At 53.9% G+C, this 15,498-nt stretch carries 16 protein-coding genes; 14 read left to right on the top strand and 2 right to left on the bottom strand.

What is annotated here, in order from left to right; translation table 11 throughout:
* Positions 1 to 51 precede the first annotated feature (51 nt).
* Positions 52 to 636 (bottom strand): nucleoside triphosphate pyrophosphatase, encoded by a 585-nt coding sequence (locus HV355_RS21800; RefSeq protein WP_182403421.1) that lies wholly within the window; start codon positions 634 to 636, stop codon positions 52 to 54.
* A 140-nt stretch (positions 637 to 776) separates the two neighbouring features.
* Between HV355_RS21800 and yceD the strand changes: the two genes are divergently transcribed.
* From yceD to ptsG, 14 genes are all read left to right on the top strand, one after another.
* Positions 777 to 1,298, top strand: a complete 522-nt coding sequence (gene yceD / locus HV355_RS21795; RefSeq protein WP_006174678.1) for a 23S rRNA accumulation protein YceD — start codon at positions 777 to 779, stop codon at positions 1,296 to 1,298.
* A gap of 16 nt (positions 1,299 to 1,314) precedes the next feature.
* On the top strand, positions 1,315 to 1,488 hold the full coding sequence (rpmF, locus tag HV355_RS21790) for a 50S ribosomal protein L32 (RefSeq protein WP_003857964.1): 174 nt from the start codon (positions 1,315 to 1,317) through the stop codon (positions 1,486 to 1,488).
* 80 nt (positions 1,489 to 1,568) lie between these two features.
* Complete coding sequence (gene plsX / locus HV355_RS21785; protein WP_010429690.1) at positions 1,569 to 2,603, top strand: phosphate acyltransferase PlsX; 1,035 nt, start codon at positions 1,569 to 1,571, stop codon at positions 2,601 to 2,603.
* A 6-nt stretch (positions 2,604 to 2,609) separates the two neighbouring features.
* Positions 2,610 to 3,563: a beta-ketoacyl-ACP synthase III gene (locus HV355_RS21780; RefSeq protein WP_182403419.1), complete on the top strand. Its 954-nt coding sequence runs from the start codon at positions 2,610 to 2,612 to the stop codon at positions 3,561 to 3,563.
* 15 nt (positions 3,564 to 3,578) lie between these two features.
* The gene (fabD, locus tag HV355_RS21775; RefSeq protein WP_032647992.1) at positions 3,579 to 4,508 is read left to right on the top strand and encodes an ACP S-malonyltransferase; all 930 of its coding nucleotides are present in this window, start codon (positions 3,579 to 3,581) and stop codon (positions 4,506 to 4,508) included.
* Between the two features lie 12 nt (positions 4,509 to 4,520).
* The gene (gene fabG / locus HV355_RS21770) at positions 4,521 to 5,255 is read left to right on the top strand and encodes a 3-oxoacyl-ACP reductase FabG (protein WP_010429699.1); all 735 of its coding nucleotides are present in this window, start codon (positions 4,521 to 4,523) and stop codon (positions 5,253 to 5,255) included.
* Positions 5,256 to 5,409: 154 nt separating this feature from the next.
* Positions 5,410 to 5,646 carry an acyl carrier protein gene (gene acpP, locus HV355_RS21765; protein ID WP_003857954.1) on the top strand — a complete coding sequence of 79 codons (237 nt, stop codon included), beginning with the start codon at positions 5,410 to 5,412 and terminating at the stop codon, positions 5,644 to 5,646.
* A 91-nt stretch (positions 5,647 to 5,737) separates the two neighbouring features.
* Positions 5,738 to 6,979: a beta-ketoacyl-ACP synthase II gene (fabF, locus tag HV355_RS21760; protein ID WP_010429707.1), complete on the top strand. Its 1,242-nt coding sequence runs from the start codon at positions 5,738 to 5,740 to the stop codon at positions 6,977 to 6,979.
* 121 nt (positions 6,980 to 7,100) lie between these two features.
* Positions 7,101 to 7,910: an aminodeoxychorismate lyase gene (gene pabC, locus HV355_RS21755; RefSeq protein ID WP_182403417.1), complete on the top strand. Its 810-nt coding sequence runs from the start codon at positions 7,101 to 7,103 to the stop codon at positions 7,908 to 7,910.
* Between the two features lie 2 nt (positions 7,911 to 7,912).
* Entirely contained in the window at positions 7,913 to 8,935 is a 1,023-nt protein-coding gene (gene yceG, locus HV355_RS21750) for a cell division protein YceG (protein ID WP_182403415.1), read from the top strand.
* Positions 8,925 to 9,566: a dTMP kinase gene (gene tmk / locus HV355_RS21745; RefSeq protein ID WP_089599883.1), complete on the top strand. Its 642-nt coding sequence runs from the start codon at positions 8,925 to 8,927 to the stop codon at positions 9,564 to 9,566. Before yceG ends, tmk begins: the two co-directional genes overlap by 11 nt.
* Positions 9,563 to 10,567 carry a DNA polymerase III subunit delta' gene (holB, locus tag HV355_RS21740; protein WP_182403413.1) on the top strand — a complete coding sequence of 335 codons (1,005 nt, stop codon included), beginning with the start codon at positions 9,563 to 9,565 and terminating at the stop codon, positions 10,565 to 10,567. The genes tmk and holB overlap by 4 nt, the downstream gene beginning before the upstream one ends.
* Positions 10,568 to 10,577: 10 nt before the next feature.
* The gene (locus HV355_RS21735; RefSeq protein WP_100167034.1) at positions 10,578 to 11,372 is read left to right on the top strand and encodes a metal-dependent hydrolase; all 795 of its coding nucleotides are present in this window, start codon (positions 10,578 to 10,580) and stop codon (positions 11,370 to 11,372) included.
* A gap of 297 nt (positions 11,373 to 11,669) precedes the next feature.
* Positions 11,670 to 13,103, top strand: coding sequence for a PTS glucose transporter subunit IIBC (gene ptsG / locus HV355_RS21730; protein ID WP_010429721.1), 1,434 nt, complete (start codon positions 11,670 to 11,672; stop codon positions 13,101 to 13,103).
* Between the two features lie 174 nt (positions 13,104 to 13,277).
* Here ptsG and fhuE read toward each other — a convergent pair whose 3' ends face one another.
* Positions 13,278 to 15,464: a ferric-rhodotorulic acid/ferric-coprogen receptor FhuE gene (gene fhuE, locus HV355_RS21725; protein ID WP_182403481.1), complete on the bottom strand. Its 2,187-nt coding sequence runs from the start codon at positions 15,462 to 15,464 to the stop codon at positions 13,278 to 13,280.
* Positions 15,465 to 15,498 lie beyond the last annotated feature (34 nt).

Below are 15,498 nucleotides of genomic sequence, written 5' to 3'. Positions count from 1 at the left end.
TCTCCCTGTGGGAGAGGGCCGGGGTGAGGGCATCAGGCCGCAATGGTCCAGTCACATCGTCAGCGGATTAAACGCTTCTCGCCTTAACATCTGGCACAGTGCAATCAACGGCAATCCGACCAGCGTATTCGGGTCACGACCGTCCAGCTTGTCGAACAGCGCAATCCCCAATCCTTCACTTTTAAAACTTCCTGCACAGTTGAGCGGACGTTCCCGGCGGACATAATCTGTTATTTCCTGCTCGCTGAGATGGCGAAAGTGCACGTCGAACGGCTCGCATTCCGTTTGCAGGTGGCCTGAGGCGGAGTTATAGAGCGCCAGCCCTGTATAAAAGGTCACGATAGTGCCACGTGCACGCAGAAGCTGCTGGCAGGCGTTCTCTTCCGTATGCGGCTTGCCGGTGATCTCTCCGTCCAGTACACAAACCTGATCGGAGCCTATAATCAAATGGGCGGGATAACGTGCGGCCAGCGATTGCGCTTTCTCTTGTGCGAGACGCGTCACCAGATGACGCGGGGATTCGCCCAAGTGTGGCGTTTCGTCAACGTCGGGGGCAGCGCATTCGAACGGGATCCCGAGCTTTTCCAGCAGCATTCGACGGTAGGGTGAAGTGGAGGCGAGAACGAGATTTGGCATATTTTTATCACCAGATATAGCGTATCGATGCCAGCCATTTTAAACTACAGGCCGCAATGTGTGCGAATAATTGGCAAAAGGCAGCTCTGGTTGCCTTTTTCTTTGACTCTATGACGTTACAAAGTTAATATGCGCGCCCTATGCAAAAGGTAAAATTACCCCTGACTCTTGATCCGGTTCGTACGGCTCAAAAACGCCTTGATTACGAAGGAATCTATTCTTCCGATCAGGCTGAGCGTATTGCCGAATCCGTAGTCAGTGTGGACAGTGATGTAGAATGCTCCATGTCGTTCGCTATCGACAACCAGCGTCTCGCCGTTTTAACCGGTGATGCAAAGGTGACGGTAACCCTCGAATGTCAGCGTTGCGGGAAACCGTTTGTACAGCATGTTCACACAACGTATTGTTTCAGTCCCGTTCGTTCTGACGAGCAGGCTGAAGCACTCCCGGAAGCGTATGAGCCGATTGAGGTTAACGAATTCGGTGAAATCGATCTTCTGGCTCTGGTTGAAGATGAAATCATCCTCACCTTGCCAGTGGTTCCGGTGCATGATTCTGAACACTGTGAAGTGTCCGAGGCGGACATGGTCTTTGGGGAACTGCCTGATGAAGCGCAAAAACCAAATCCATTTGCCGTATTAGCCAGCTTAAAGCGTAAGTAATTAAGGAGTAAGGTCCATGGCCGTACAACAGAATAAACCAACCCGTTCCAAACGTGGCATGCGTCGTTCCCATGACGCGCTGACTGCAGTTACCAGCCTGTCTGTAGACAAGACTTCTGGTGAGAAACACCTGCGTCACCACATCACCGCTGACGGTTTCTACCGCGGCCGCAAGGTTATCACTAAGTAATCACGCGTTAGCGTGATTAGGCTTAGTGAGGATTTCCCCGTGCAAACGGGGAAGTTACCGAACCAGGCTGCGACGATACCTTGACACGTCTAACCCTGGCGTTAGATGTCATGGGGGGAGATTTTGGCCCTTCCGTGACAGTGCCTGCAGCATTGCAGGCACTGAATTCTAATTCGCAACTCACACTTCTTTTAGTCGGCAATCCCGACACAATCACGCCATTACTTGCAAAAGCTGACTTCGAACAACGTTCACGTCTGCAGATTATTCCTGCACAGTCAGTTATTGCCAGTGATGCCCGGCCATCGCAGGCTATTCGCAATAGCCGTGGCAGCTCTATGCGCATTGCACTGGAGCTGGTGAAAGAAGGGCGAGCACAGGCTTGCGTCAGTGCGGGAAATACCGGTGCACTGATGGGGCTGTCGAAATTATTGCTCAAGCCCATTGAGGGCATTGAGCGCCCGGCGCTGGTGACGGTGTTGCCGCATCAACAAAAGGGCAAAACGGTGGTGCTGGATCTCGGTGCTAACGTTGATTGTGATAGTACAATGCTGGCTCAGTTTGCTGTGATGGGGTCGGTGCTGGCTGAAGACGTAGTGGGAATTCACAATCCCCGCGTTGCGTTACTGAATATTGGTGAAGAAGAGACCAAAGGCCTGGACAGCATTCGTGACGCTGCCGAATTGCTCAAGCAGGTTCCCTCCATCAACTATATTGGTTATCTCGAAGCCAATGAGTTGCTGACGGGTAAGACAGATGTATTAGTGTGTGATGGCTTCACCGGAAACGTAACGTTGAAGACTATGGAAGGGGTGGTGCGAATGTTCCTTTCTCTGCTGAAATCGCAGGGGGAAGGTAAAAAAAGCGCCTGGTGGCTGATTTTATTAAAGCGTTGGTTACAAAAAAGCCTGACGCGGCGATTCAGTCACCTCAACCCCGACCAGTATAATGGCGCCTGTCTGTTAGGATTGCGCGGCATCGTGATTAAGAGTCACGGTGCGGCCAATCAGCGAGCCTTTTCCGTCGCGATAGAACAGGCAGTGCAGGCGGTGCAGCGACAAGTTCCTCAACGGATTGCCGCTCGCCTGGAATCTGTATTAGCTAAAAGTGACTGAGCGTACATGTATACGAAGATTTTAGGTACCGGCAGCTACCTGCCAACACAAGTGCGTACCAACGCCGATCTTGAAAAAATGGTAGATACGTCTGACGAGTGGATTGTCACGCGCACAGGTATCCGTGAACGTCGTATCGCCGCGCCAGACGAAACCGTGTCCACCATGGGTTACGAAGCCGCACAGCGCGCTATCGAAATGGCTGGCATCGATAAAGAACAGATTGGCTTGATCGTGGTCGCCACCACGTCTGCCACGCATGCCTTCCCAAGCGCAGCGTGCCAGGTGCAGAACATGCTCGGCATTAAAGGCTGCCCGGCATTTGACGTTGCTGCCGCGTGCGCAGGTTTCACCTACGCGCTGAGCGTTGCCGATCAGTATGTTAAATCTGGCGCCGTGAAGTATGCGCTGGTGATCGGCGCTGACGTGCTGGCGCGTACCTGTGATCCAACCGATCGCGGGACGATCATTATTTTTGGTGATGGTGCGGGTGCGGTGCTGCTCGGGCAGTCCGAAGAGACGGGCATCATCTCCACGCATCTGCATGCCGACGGTAGCTACGGCGAGCTGTTGACCTTGCCAAACGCCGATCGCGTTAATCCGGAAAGCTCCATTCACCTGACAATGGCAGGTAATGAGGTGTTCAAGGTGGCGGTGACTGAGCTTGCACACATTGTTGATGAAACGCTGGAAGCGAACAACCTTGAACGCTCTGCGCTCGACTGGCTGGTGCCGCATCAGGCGAACCTGCGTATTATCAGCGCAACCGCGAAAAAGCTGGGCATGTCGATGGATAATGTTGTGGTGACGCTTGATCGCCATGGCAACACCTCTGCGGCGTCGGTACCGTGCGCATTTGATGAAGCGGTACGCGATGGACGAATCAAACGGGGCCAGTTGGTCTTGCTTGAAGCCTTCGGTGGCGGGTTCACCTGGGGTTCCGCGCTGGTTCGTTTCTAGGATAAGGATTAAAAAATGACGCAATTTGCTTTTGTGTTCCCGGGGCAGGGCTCTCAAACCGTTGGGATGTTGTCTGAAATGGCAGCACACTATCCGGTAATTGAAGAGACTTTCCGTGAAGCTTCTGATGCACTGGGTTATGATCTGTGGGCGTTGACTCAGCAGGGTCCAGCCGAAGAACTGAACAAAACCTGGCAGACTCAGCCAGCACTGCTGACCGCGTCCGTTGCGCTGTGGCGTGTATGGCAGCAGCAGGGCGGCAAAGCGCCTGCACTGCTCGCCGGCCACAGCCTCGGTGAATACTCTGCACTGGTGTGTGCGGGTGTGATCGCCTTTGCTGACGCGGTACGTTTGGTAGAACTGCGCGGTAAATTCATGCAGGAAGCGGTGCCGGAAGGCACGGGTGGCATGTCTGCTATCATCGGTCTGGATGATGCTTCGATTGCAAAAGCGTGTGAAGAATCTGCTGAAGGTCAGGTGGTTTCACCGGTAAACTTTAACTCGCCGGGCCAGGTCGTTATCGCCGGTCATAAAGAAGCGGTTGAACGTGCTGGTGCTGCCTGTAAAGCTGCTGGCGCGAAACGTGCGCTGCCACTGCCGGTCAGCGTTCCGTCACACTGCGCGCTGATGAAGCCAGCCGCCGACAAACTGGCGGTTGAGCTGGAAAAAATTACGTTTAACGCACCGACGATTTCCGTTGTTAACAACGTCGATGTGAAATGCGAAACCGCGCCGGAGGCAATCCGTAACGCGCTGGTTCGCCAGCTTTACAGCCCGGTACAGTGGACCAAAACCGTTGAGTTTATGGCGTCACAGGGCGTTGAGCATCTGTATGAAGTCGGTCCAGGTAAAGTCCTCACCGGCCTGACAAAACGTATTGTTGATACCCTGACTGCCTCGGCCATTAACGAGCCGGAAGCACTGTCAGCGGCACTCGCGCAATAAAAGAGGAATACCATGAGTTTTGAAGGAAAAATCGCACTGGTTACCGGCGCAAGCCGCGGTATCGGGCGTGCAATTGCTGAAACACTGGTTGCGCGCGGCGCGAAAGTGATTGGTACAGCAACCAGCGAGAATGGCGCTCAGGCCATCAGCGAGTATCTGGGTGCGAACGGTAAAGGTCTGGTACTCAATGTGACCGAACCTGCATCTATCGAATCTGTTCTGGAAAATATTCGCGCAGAGTTTGGCGAAGTCGATATTCTGGTCAATAATGCCGGGATCACGCGCGACAACCTGCTGATGCGAATGAAAGATGACGAGTGGAACGATATTATCGAAACCAACCTGTCATCTGTATTCCGTCTGTCAAAAGCGGTAATGCGCGCTATGATGAAAAAGCGTCATGGTCGTATTATCACTGTTGGTTCTGTGGTTGGTACCATGGGAAATGCTGGTCAGGCTAACTACGCTGCGGCGAAAGCAGGTCTGATTGGCTTCAGTAAGTCGCTGGCACGTGAAGTCGCGTCCCGCGGTATTACTGTAAACGTTGTTGCTCCGGGCTTTATTGAAACGGACATGACGCGTGCGCTGACCGATGATCAGCGTGCGGGTACGCTGGCGGCAGTTCCGGCGGGTCGTCTTGGCGACCCTAAAGAAATCGCCAGCGCGGTTGCATTTTTAGCCTCTGACGAAGCGGGTTACATCACTGGTGAAACCCTTCACGTCAATGGCGGGATGTATATGGTTTAATCACGATGAAAAATATTTGCGTTATTGTAGGGCTTGGCCTCAAAATAACGTAAAATCGTGGTAAGACCTGCCGGGATTTAGTTGCAAATTTTTCAACATTTTATACACTACGAAAACCATCGCGAAAGCGAGTTTTGATAGGAAATTTAAGAGTATGAGCACTATCGAAGAACGCGTTAAGAAAATTATCGGCGAACAGCTGGGCGTTAAGCAGGAAGAAGTTGTGAACTCCGCTTCCTTCGTTGAAGACCTGGGCGCAGATTCTCTTGACACCGTTGAGCTGGTAATGGCTCTGGAAGAAGAGTTTGATACTGAGATTCCGGACGAAGAAGCTGAGAAAATCACCACCGTTCAGGCTGCCATTGATTACATCAACGGTCACCAGGCGTAAGTGAACATCTCCAGGCGGTCATTCGACCGCCTGAGTTTTATCTTTTTTAGTCCCACGAATCTCTTTTTTTATCCCTCCCTGGAGGACAAACGTGTCTAAGCGTCGTGTAGTTGTGACCGGACTTGGCATGTTGTCTCCTGTCGGCAATACCGTAGAGTCCACCTGGAAAGCTCTCCTTGCCGGTCAGAGCGGCATCAGCCTAATCGACCATTTCGATACTAGCGCCTATGCAACGAAATTTGCTGGCTTAGTAAAGGATTTTAACTGTGAAGAGATCATCTCGCGCAAAGAACAGCGCAAGATGGATGCCTTCATTCAATATGGAATTGTCGCTGGCGTTCAGGCCATGCAGGATTCTGGCCTTGAGATTACGGAAGAGAACGCATCCCGTATCGGCGCCGCTATTGGCTCCGGGATCGGCGGTCTTGGCCTGATCGAGGAAAACCATACATCTCTGATGAATGGCGGACCGCGTAAGATCAGCCCGTTCTTCGTTCCGTCCACGATTGTTAACATGGTGGCAGGTCACCTGACCATTATGTTCGGTCTGCGTGGGCCAAGCATTTCCATCGCTACCGCATGTACGTCCGGCGTACATAACATCGGCCAGGCCGCGCGTATCATTGCGTACGGCGATGCAGATGCTATGGTTGCGGGCGGTGCTGAAAAAGCCAGTACCCCACTGGGTGTCGGCGGTTTTGGTGCGGCGCGTGCGCTGTCTACCCGTAATGATAACCCGCAGGCTGCGAGCCGTCCGTGGGATAAAGACCGTGACGGCTTCGTGCTGGGCGACGGTGCGGGTATGATCGTACTGGAAGAGTACGAGCACGCGAAAAAACGCGGTGCGAAAATTTATGCTGAAATCGTTGGTTTCGGCATGAGCAGCGATGCTTACCACATGACGTCTCCTCCGGAGAACGGTGCGGGTGCTGCGCTGGCGATGGAAAATGCGATTCGTGATGCGGGTATTACTCCAGCACAGATTGGCTACGTTAACGCGCACGGTACTTCTACGCCTGCAGGCGATAAAGCTGAAGCTCAGGCGGTTAAGTCTATCTTCGGTGAATCTGCCAGCCGCGTAATGGTGAGCTCCACGAAATCCATGACCGGTCACCTGTTAGGTGCGGCGGGTGCAGTAGAGTCAATCTACTCCATCCTTGCGCTGCGCGATCAGGCTGTTCCGCCAACCATCAACCTGGATAACCCGGATGAAGGTTGCGATCTGGACTTCGTTCCTCACGAAGCGCGTCAGGTTAGCGGTATGGAGTACACCCTGTGTAACTCCTTCGGCTTCGGTGGTACTAACGGCTCTCTGATCTTCAAAAAGGTCTGAGCCTGACTGCACGATGGCTATTAAAAAAGGTCCGCTAGTCGGGCCTTTTTTATTAAGCGTAATCCCCTTGTCCGGTTAAAGGCATCCTGCCAGACTGAACCCCCACGCATCAGGAGACATCATGTTTTTGATCAATGGCCTTGAGCAGGAGAATCTGCCTGCCAGCGACAGAGCAACGCAGTTTGGTGATGGCTGCTTTACGACGGCGCGAATTATTGACGGGCAAGTATGCCTGCTCGACGCGCATATCCGCCGTCTGCAAACGGCCTGCGAAACCTTAATGATCCCCTTTCAGCACTGGGACACGCTGCGACGTGAGATGAGCCAGCTGGTGTCAGAGAAGAGCAGTGGCGTGCTGAAAGTTATCATCAGTCGCGGCAGCGGAGGGAGGGGGTATAGCGGGGCCAGCTGTGAGAACCCCACGCGCATACTCTCCGTATCCGCTTATCCCGCACATTATGAAAGCTGGCGCAAAGACGGCGTCACGCTGACGCTGAGCCCGATACGACTGGGCCGCAACCCCATGCTGGCCGGAATTAAACACCTCAATCGCCTTGAACAGGTGCTGATTCGTACTCATCTTGAACAGACGGATGCTGATGAGGCGCTGGTTCTTGACAGCGAAGGGTTCATTACGGAATGCTGTGCGGCTAATTTACTCTGGCGGAAGGGCCGTGATGTCTTCACACCTTCACTGGAGCAGGCTGGGGTGAAGGGCATTATGCGTCAGTTTTGTTTGCAACAGTTGGCACACTCGGGTTTTCGCGTTGTCGAAGTTAGCGAAAGGGAAGAGGCGCTACTGACCGCTGATGAAGTTATTGTTTGTAACGCGTTGATGCCTGTTTTACCCGTCCGCGCCTGTGGCCAACAGGTCTGGTCATCGCGCGAACTGTTTCAGTTTTTAGCCCCGTTATGTGAGCAAACCAGATAGTCATGAAGAAAATGTTGCGCTTTGTTCTCCTCCTCATCGTTGTGCTGGGTATTGCTGGCGGCGCGGGAGTGTGGAAAGTCCGTCAGCTGGCGGACAGTAAAATCCTGATTAAAGACGAGACGATTTTTACCCTTAAAGCCGGTACCGGGCGCATTGCGCTGGGTGAGCAGCTTTACGGGGATAAGGTTATTAACCGCCCGCGCGTCTTCCAGTGGTTACTGCGCCTTGAGCCTGAACTGTCTCACTTCAAAGCCGGTACGTACCGCTTTACCCCTGGTATGACCGTCAGGCAGATGCTGCAGGTGCTGGAGAGCGGCAAAGAGGCCCAGTTCCCGCTGCGGTTTGTTGAAGGGATGCGCTTAAGCGATTACCTCAAACAGCTGCGTGACGCACCCTATATCAAACACACGTTAAAAGACGACAGCTATCAGACGGTCGCTGAGGTGCTGAAATTCAAGCATCCTGAGTGGGTAGAAGGCTGGTTCTGGCCGGATACCTGGATGTACACGGCGGGCACAACCGACGTTGCTATTCTGAAACGCGCACATAAAAAAATGGTCGCGGCGGTGGAGTCAGCGTGGGAAGGGCGTGTAGATGGCCTGCCCTATAAGGATCAAAACCAGTTCGTCACCATGGCCTCGATCATTGAAAAAGAGACTGCCGTTGCGGCAGAGCGCGATCAGGTCGCTTCCGTATTTATCAACCGTCTGCGCATCGGCATGCGTCTGCAAACCGATCCCACCGTCATCTACGGTATGGGCGAGAGTTATAGCGGCAAGATATCCAGAAAAGATCTGGAGACGCCAACAGCGTATAATACCTACGTGATCGCAGGCCTGCCGCCAGGCCCGATTGCGACGCCGAGTGAAGCCTCATTACGAGCCGCGGCGCACCCGGCCAAAACACCGTACCTCTATTTTGTGGCTGACGGAAAAGGGGGGCATACCTTTAACACCAACCTTGCCAGCCATAATCGCTCTGTTCAGGACTATCTGAAGGCACTTAAGGAAAAAAATGCGCAGTAAATACATTGTCATTGAGGGACTCGAAGGGGCGGGTAAAACCACCGCCCGCAACGTGGTGGTTGATACGCTAAAAGCGCTTGGCGTTGCGGACATGGTGTTTACCCGTGAACCAGGCGGTACGCAGCTGGCTGAAAAGCTGCGTAGCCTTGTGCTGGATATCAAATCCGTTGGCGACGAGGTCATCACTGACAAAGCCGAAGTGTTGATGTTCTACGCGGCGCGCGTGCAGCTGGTAGAAACGGTGATCAAACCTGCAATGGCAGAAGGGAAATGGGTGATTGGCGATCGTCATGACCTGTCGACCCAGGCGTATCAGGGCGGTGGTCGGGGGATTGACCAGACGATGTTAGCAACGCTGCGCGACGCCGTGCTCGGTGATTTCCGTCCCGACCTGACGCTCTATCTGGACGTGACGCCCGAAGTCGGCCTGAAGCGTGCCCGCGCGCGCGGTGAACTGGACCGCATCGAGCAAGAGTCTTTTGACTTCTTCAACCGTACCCGAGCGCGCTACCTTGAACTGGCGGAGCAGGATGCTTCCATTCGCACTATTGATGCAACACAGTCTCTGGACGAGGTGACGCGCGCAATTCAGAAGACGGTCGCGCAGTGGCACCAGGAGCAACAGGCATGAAATGGTATCCATGGTTGCGCCCGCACTTTGAACAGTTGATCAACAGCTATCAGGCGGGGCGGGGCCATCATGCGTTACTGATTCAGGCATTGCCAGGAATGGGCGATGATGCGCTCATTTACGCTATCACCCGTTTCCTGATGTGTCAGCAGCCGGAAGGGCATAAAAGCTGCGGTAAATGCCGTGGTTGCCAGCTGATGCAGGCGGGCACACATCCGGACTATTACACGCTGGAGCCTGAAAAGGGCAAAAGCACGCTCGGGATTGACGCCGTGCGTGAAGTCAGTGAAAAACTGTATGAACACGCGCGGCTTAACGGGGCCAAAGTGGTCTGGCTGAAAGATGCCGCGCAGCTTACCGAGGCGGCGGCGAACGCGCTGCTCAAAACCCTGGAAGAGCCACCGGAGAAAACCTGGTTCTTCCTGTCATGTCGTGAACCGGGACGATTACTGGCGACGCTGCGCAGTCGCTGCCGTCTTCATCACCTCGCAGTCCCTCAGGAAACATGGGCGCTCACCTGGATTGAACGCGAAGTGACGGTGTCACAAGACGCTGCACTGACTGCGCTGCGGCTGTGCAGCGGCGCGCCAGCGGCGGCCCTGGCGTTGCTTCAGGCGGATGTCTGGTCGCAGCGTGAAACGCTGTGTCGTGCCGTCGAGTCTGCACTGGATAGCGGCGACTGGTTGAGTTTGCTGCCGGCCCTGAACAGCGATCAGGCGACCGAGCGCCTGCACTGGCTGGCCGCTTTACTGCTGGATGCGCTTAAACTTCAACAGGGGGCAACGCTTCTGACCAACCTTGACGTCTGGTCGCTGGTGAACACCCTGGCGAATCGCCTGTCGGGCGTCTCGTTGCGCGCTATCCTTCATGATGTTTGCCAGAGTCGCGAACAACTTTTGACAGTAACCGGTCTTAATCGCGAGCTTTTACTGACAGACCAGTTACTGCGAATCGAACACTACCTGCAACCAGGCGTGATACCGCCTGTTTCCCATCTCTGAGAGAGACATTATGTTTTTAGTCGACTCACACTGCCATCTTGATGGTCTGGATTATCAATCTCTGCATAAAAACGTCGATGACGTGCTGGAAAAAGCCGCCGCCCGCGATGTCAAATTCTGTCTGGCCGTGGCAACCACGCTGCCGGGCTACCGCGCCATGCGCGAACTGGTTGGCGTTCGCGATAACGTCGTCTTCTCCTGCGGCGTTCATCCACTGAACCAGGATGACGCGTATGACGTGGAAGATTTACGTCGTCTGGCGGCAGAAGAGGGCGTGGTGGCGATGGGTGAGACCGGGCTTGACTATTTTTACACGCCGGAAACTAAACCACGCCAGCAGGCGTCCTTCCGTCACCATATCCGCATTGGCCGCGAGCTGAACAAACCCGTCATTGTGCATACCCGCGATGCGCGCGCCGATACGCTGGCGATCCTGCGGGAAGAAAAGGTGACGGATTGCGGTGGCGTACTACACTGTTTCACAGAAGACAGAGAAACGGCGGGCAAGCTGCTTGATTTGGGGTTTTATATCTCGTTTTCGGGGATCGTAACGTTCCGTAATGCTGAGCAGCTGCGTGATGCTGCGCGTTATGTTCCGCTCGATCGCATTCTGGTGGAAACAGACTCGCCGTATCTGGCACCGGTGCCGCATCGCGGCAAAGAGAACCAGCCAGCGATGACGAGAGACGTGGCTGAGTATATGGCCGTTCTGAAGGGCGTCAGCATTGAAGAGCTGGCTCGTGCGACGACGGAAAATTTCTCCACGCTGTTCCACATCGACCCCGCCCGCCTGCAATCTGTCTGATACACCTGTTTTTTTTAGGCTCGTAATTAATAAATAAAGCGAGTAAAGTTCACCGCCTCATTTGGGGCGGTGATGGTGTTTTTAGACACATCCAGACATGCTTTTTGTAAATATCTGAAAGTTTTTTGGCCGTCTTGAACTGAAACGTGATAGCCGTCAAACAAACCCAGAGGGAATTATTTTACTCTGTGTAATAAATAAAGGGCGCTTAGATGTCCTGTCCACGGCACGGTACTCCCCCCGGGCCAATGCGTGAAAGCGTAAAAAAAGCACAAATACTCAGGAGCACTCTCAATTATGTTTAAGAATGCATTTGCTAACCTGCAAAAGGTCGGTAAATCGCTGATGCTGCCAGTATCCGTACTGCCTATCGCAGGTATCCTGCTGGGCGTCGGTTCTGCTAACTTCAGCTGGCTGCCAGCCGTAGTTTCCCACGTGATGGCCGAAGCAGGCGGTTCTGTTTTTGCTAACATGCCGCTGATCTTCGCGATCGGTGTTGCTCTGGGCTTCACCAATAACGACGGTGTATCTGCACTGGCTGCAGTGGTTGCCTACGGCATCATGGTGAAAACCATGGCGGTGGTTGCGCCGCTGGTTCTGCATTTACCGGCTGAAGAGATCGCCGCGAAACACCTGGCGGACACCGGTGTTCTGGGCGGTATCATCTCCGGTGCGATTGCAGCGTATATGTTTAACCGCTTCTATCGCATCAAGCTGCCTGAGTATCTGGGCTTCTTCGCGGGCAAGCGTTTCGTTCCGATCATCTCTGGTCTGGCAGCGATTTTCACTGGTGTGATCCTGTCCTTCATCTGGCCACCAATCGGTTCCGCTATTCAGACCTTCTCTCAGTGGGCTGCTTACCAGAACCCGGTTGTGGCGTTCGGTATCTACGGCTTCATCGAGCGCTGCCTGGTACCATTTGGTCTGCACCACATCTGGAACGTTCCATTCCAGATGCAGATTGGTGAATTCACCAACGCAGCAGGTCAGGTATTCCACGGCGATATCCCACGCTACATGGCAGGCGACCCAACTGCAGGCAAACTGTCTGGTGGCTTCCTGTTCAAAATGTACGGTCTGCCAGCTGCTGCGATTGCAATCTGGCACTCTGCTAAACCAGAGAACCGTGCAAAAGTGGGCGGTATCATGATCTCCGCAGCGCTGACCTCGTTCCTGACCGGTATCACCGAGCCGATCGAGTTCTCCTTCATGTTCGTTGCGCCGATTCTGTACATCATCCACGCTGTACTGGCTGGCCTGGCGTTCCCAATCTGTATCCTGCTGGGTATGCGTGACGGTACGTCCTTCTCTCACGGTCTGATCGACTTCATCGTTCTGTCCGGTAACAGCAGCAAACTGTGGCTGTTCCCAATCGTGGGTGCGTGCTATGCCGTTGCTTACTACACCATCTTCCGCGTGCTGATCAAAGCACTCGACCTGAAAACTCCGGGTCGTGAAGATGCAACTGAAGACAGCAAAGCAGGCGTGACCAGCGAAATGGCTCCAGCACTGGTAGCCGCGTTCGGTGGTAAAGAGAACATCACTAACCTGGACGCGTGTATTACTCGTCTGCGTGTGAGCGTTGCCGATGTCGCAAAAGTTGACCAGCCGGGCCTGAAAAAATTGGGCGCAGCAGGTGTTGTTGTTGCAGGTTCTGGTGTTCAGGCAATCTTCGGTACCAAATCCGATAACCTGAAAACCGAAATGGATGAGTACATCCGCAACAACTAAGTTGTGATGTGGGGAGACTGAGGCAGCCGAATGGCTGCCTTTTTTATTTGTGCGGCCTGTTCAGCCCGGTGGCGGCTACGCCTTACCGGGCCTACGTGAAACGAATCGTCACCCGGCGAGAAGCGCGAACAAAAAAAGGGAGCCATTCGGCTCCCTATTAATACGTCTGAGCGATCAGAACTGGTAGCTTGCCGTTACGCTGACGTTTCGGGGTTCACCATAAACCAGTGAGCCCTGAACGTTGGTATCGTAAGTCTTGTCGAACAGGTTGTTCAGATTCCCCTGCAGAGAGAAATTCTTCGTGACCTGATAGCGGGTGAAGAGATCAACCAGCGCATAGCTGCCTTGTTCCGCACGCCATGTACCGTAAGGTGTGGCAACGTCGCTGTAAACGCGGTTTTGCCAGTTAACACCACCACCCACGGTCAGCGCAGGCATCGCTGGCAGACGGTAACTGGTGAACAGTTTAACCGTCGTGCGCGGTAGGTAAGGGTTAACGTCTTTACCGTCGCTGTCTTCAGCCAGGTAGCGCGTCGCGCCAAAGGTCATTTGCCAGTTGTCCGTCAGCGCGCCGTTAATTTCAAATTCAACGCCTTTACTTACTGTGCCGTCTACGCCTTCATAAGCGGTATCGGTTGACCCCTGAATCACGCGCCCCGTACTCTGCGCCACATTATCCTGCTCGATGCGGAAAACAGAGAGCGTTGTGGTCAGTCGGCTGTTCATCCAGTCCGACTTCAGGCCCACTTCATAATTGTTGCCGGTGATCGGGTCGAGATACCTGCCGGTGCTGTCACGATAGTTCTGTGGCTGGAAGATGGAGGTATAGCTGGCATAGGCGGACCAGTTATCATCAATGTCATACACAAGACCCGCATACGGCGTGGTATGGTTTTTTTCCATACCATAAGTCATCGTGTCGACGCTCCAGTTCGTATAGCGGGCACCGAGAATCAAATGAAGAGGATCGGCCAACGAAATGCGCGTCGCGGCGTAGAGCGATTTCATATTCGTTTTGTCGTCCTGGGCCAGCGCCTGCGATCCCCAGTTTGTTTCCGGGAAATGGCCATCATAGTCGTAGAAATTACCGAATTCGTCCGGATATACGTTCGCCCACGCGTTGGTGTAACGGTTCGTTTGACGACTGAAGCTGCCGCCGAACATCACGGTATGCTGGCGGCCAAACAGGTCATAGCCACCATCGGCAAACAGATCGACTGCGTCTACCTTACGCTTACCGCTGTTCCAGCCCGTCCCGCCGATGTAGCCGTAGTCCGGTCCATAATTCGAATAAGGCCCAACCAGCATGCCGGTTGATTTGTCCACATAAGCGTCAAGGTACAGGGCTTTACTGTCGAATTTGGCCTCGGTATGGGTGGCATTCAGCGTGGCCTGCCAGGTGTCGGCAAAGCGTTGCTTGAAGGTGGCGAAAACTTTGTTGAATTCTTTGTCGTTATAGGCCCAGTCTGGCGCGGTGCTGTGGGCGCGATCGTAATGCCTTACGCTACCGTCCGTGTTCCAGCGCGGTAAGCCGCCCCAGGTCTGGTTGTTCACGTCAATGCGCTGATATTCGTAACCAGCCGAAAATGAGGTGGTATCGCCCAGGTCCGCATCAAGAATGCCGGAGAAGAACGTTTTCTTTTGATTGTAGTTATCGAGCCAGGAGTCATTATCCTGATAGCCTGCCACGATGCGACCACGCACATTGCCATCGTCGGTTAACGGGCTTTGCAGATCCATGACGTAACGCTGTTTGTTCCAGCTGCCGTATTCCGCAGACAGATTGCCTTTGAACTCGCGGCTGGTGGCATGTTTACGCACCATGTTGATCGCTGCCGACGGGTTACCCGTGCCCGTCATCAAGCCGGTCGCCCCACGTACCACTTCCACGCGCTCAAACAGGGCGGTATCCGAGAGGGCATCCCCGAGGTTCCAGCGAGATTCGAAATAGGTGGGGATACCATCAATCATGTAGTTGTCGATCTCGAAACCACGTGAGTAATAGCTGCTGCGATCGGAGTCTGCGGTGTTTTTGCTGATCCCCATCGTGTTATCCATCACATCTCCCAGGGTTTGCAGCTGCTGATCTTCCATACGCTGTTCGCTGACAATGGAGACTGACTGGGGGATATCGCGCTGGACCATCTGCATTTTGGTGCCGATGGTGGTGGTTTTGACGCTGTAATCCTGCTCTTCGCTGGACGCGTCTGGCTGGGAAGTACCGTCAACGACGAGTGTTTCCTCGTTTGGGGCGGCTAAACTTACGGTTGGCATCAGTGCCATAGCAATGCAGGCTGCCAGCAACGAAGGCGTTGCAACAGGCTGACGTTGCCCATCCCTGGTATGATTAATGAAAGACATCATCAAACCCTTAGTGAATGGTGAAGGTTGTATG

The organism is Enterobacter sp. RHBSTW-01064, assembly GCF_014103035.1.
Lineage (GTDB): Bacteria > Pseudomonadota > Gammaproteobacteria > Enterobacterales > Enterobacteriaceae > Enterobacter > Enterobacter mori.
This window is presented reverse-complemented; position numbering and strand designations above follow the sequence as displayed.

Excerpts from the sequence above, each read along its gene's own strand:
- HV355_RS21800 (WP_182403421.1), bottom strand. The coding sequence starts at position 636 with ATGCCAAATCTCGTTCTCGCCTCCACTTCACCCTACCGTCGAATGCTG.
- yceD (WP_006174678.1), top strand. The coding sequence starts at position 777 with ATGCAAAAGGTAAAATTACCCCTGACTCTTGATCCGGTTCGTACGGCT.
- rpmF (WP_003857964.1), top strand. The coding sequence starts at position 1,315 with ATGGCCGTACAACAGAATAAACCAACCCGTTCCAAACGTGGCATGCGT.
- HV355_RS21780 (WP_182403419.1), top strand. The coding sequence starts at position 2,610 with ATGTATACGAAGATTTTAGGTACCGGCAGCTACCTGCCAACACAAGTG.
- fabD (WP_032647992.1), top strand. The coding sequence starts at position 3,579 with ATGACGCAATTTGCTTTTGTGTTCCCGGGGCAGGGCTCTCAAACCGTT.
- fabG (WP_010429699.1), top strand. The coding sequence starts at position 4,521 with ATGAGTTTTGAAGGAAAAATCGCACTGGTTACCGGCGCAAGCCGCGGT.
- acpP (WP_003857954.1), top strand. The coding sequence starts at position 5,410 with ATGAGCACTATCGAAGAACGCGTTAAGAAAATTATCGGCGAACAGCTG.
- pabC (WP_182403417.1), top strand. The coding sequence starts at position 7,101 with ATGTTTTTGATCAATGGCCTTGAGCAGGAGAATCTGCCTGCCAGCGAC.
- yceG (WP_182403415.1), top strand. The coding sequence starts at position 7,913 with ATGAAGAAAATGTTGCGCTTTGTTCTCCTCCTCATCGTTGTGCTGGGT.
- tmk (WP_089599883.1), top strand. The coding sequence starts at position 8,925 with ATGCGCAGTAAATACATTGTCATTGAGGGACTCGAAGGGGCGGGTAAA.
- holB (WP_182403413.1), top strand. The coding sequence starts at position 9,563 with ATGAAATGGTATCCATGGTTGCGCCCGCACTTTGAACAGTTGATCAAC.
- HV355_RS21735 (WP_100167034.1), top strand. The coding sequence starts at position 10,578 with ATGTTTTTAGTCGACTCACACTGCCATCTTGATGGTCTGGATTATCAA.
- ptsG (WP_010429721.1), top strand. The coding sequence starts at position 11,670 with ATGTTTAAGAATGCATTTGCTAACCTGCAAAAGGTCGGTAAATCGCTG.
- fhuE (WP_182403481.1), bottom strand. The coding sequence starts at position 15,464 with ATGTCTTTCATTAATCATACCAGGGATGGGCAACGTCAGCCTGTTGCA.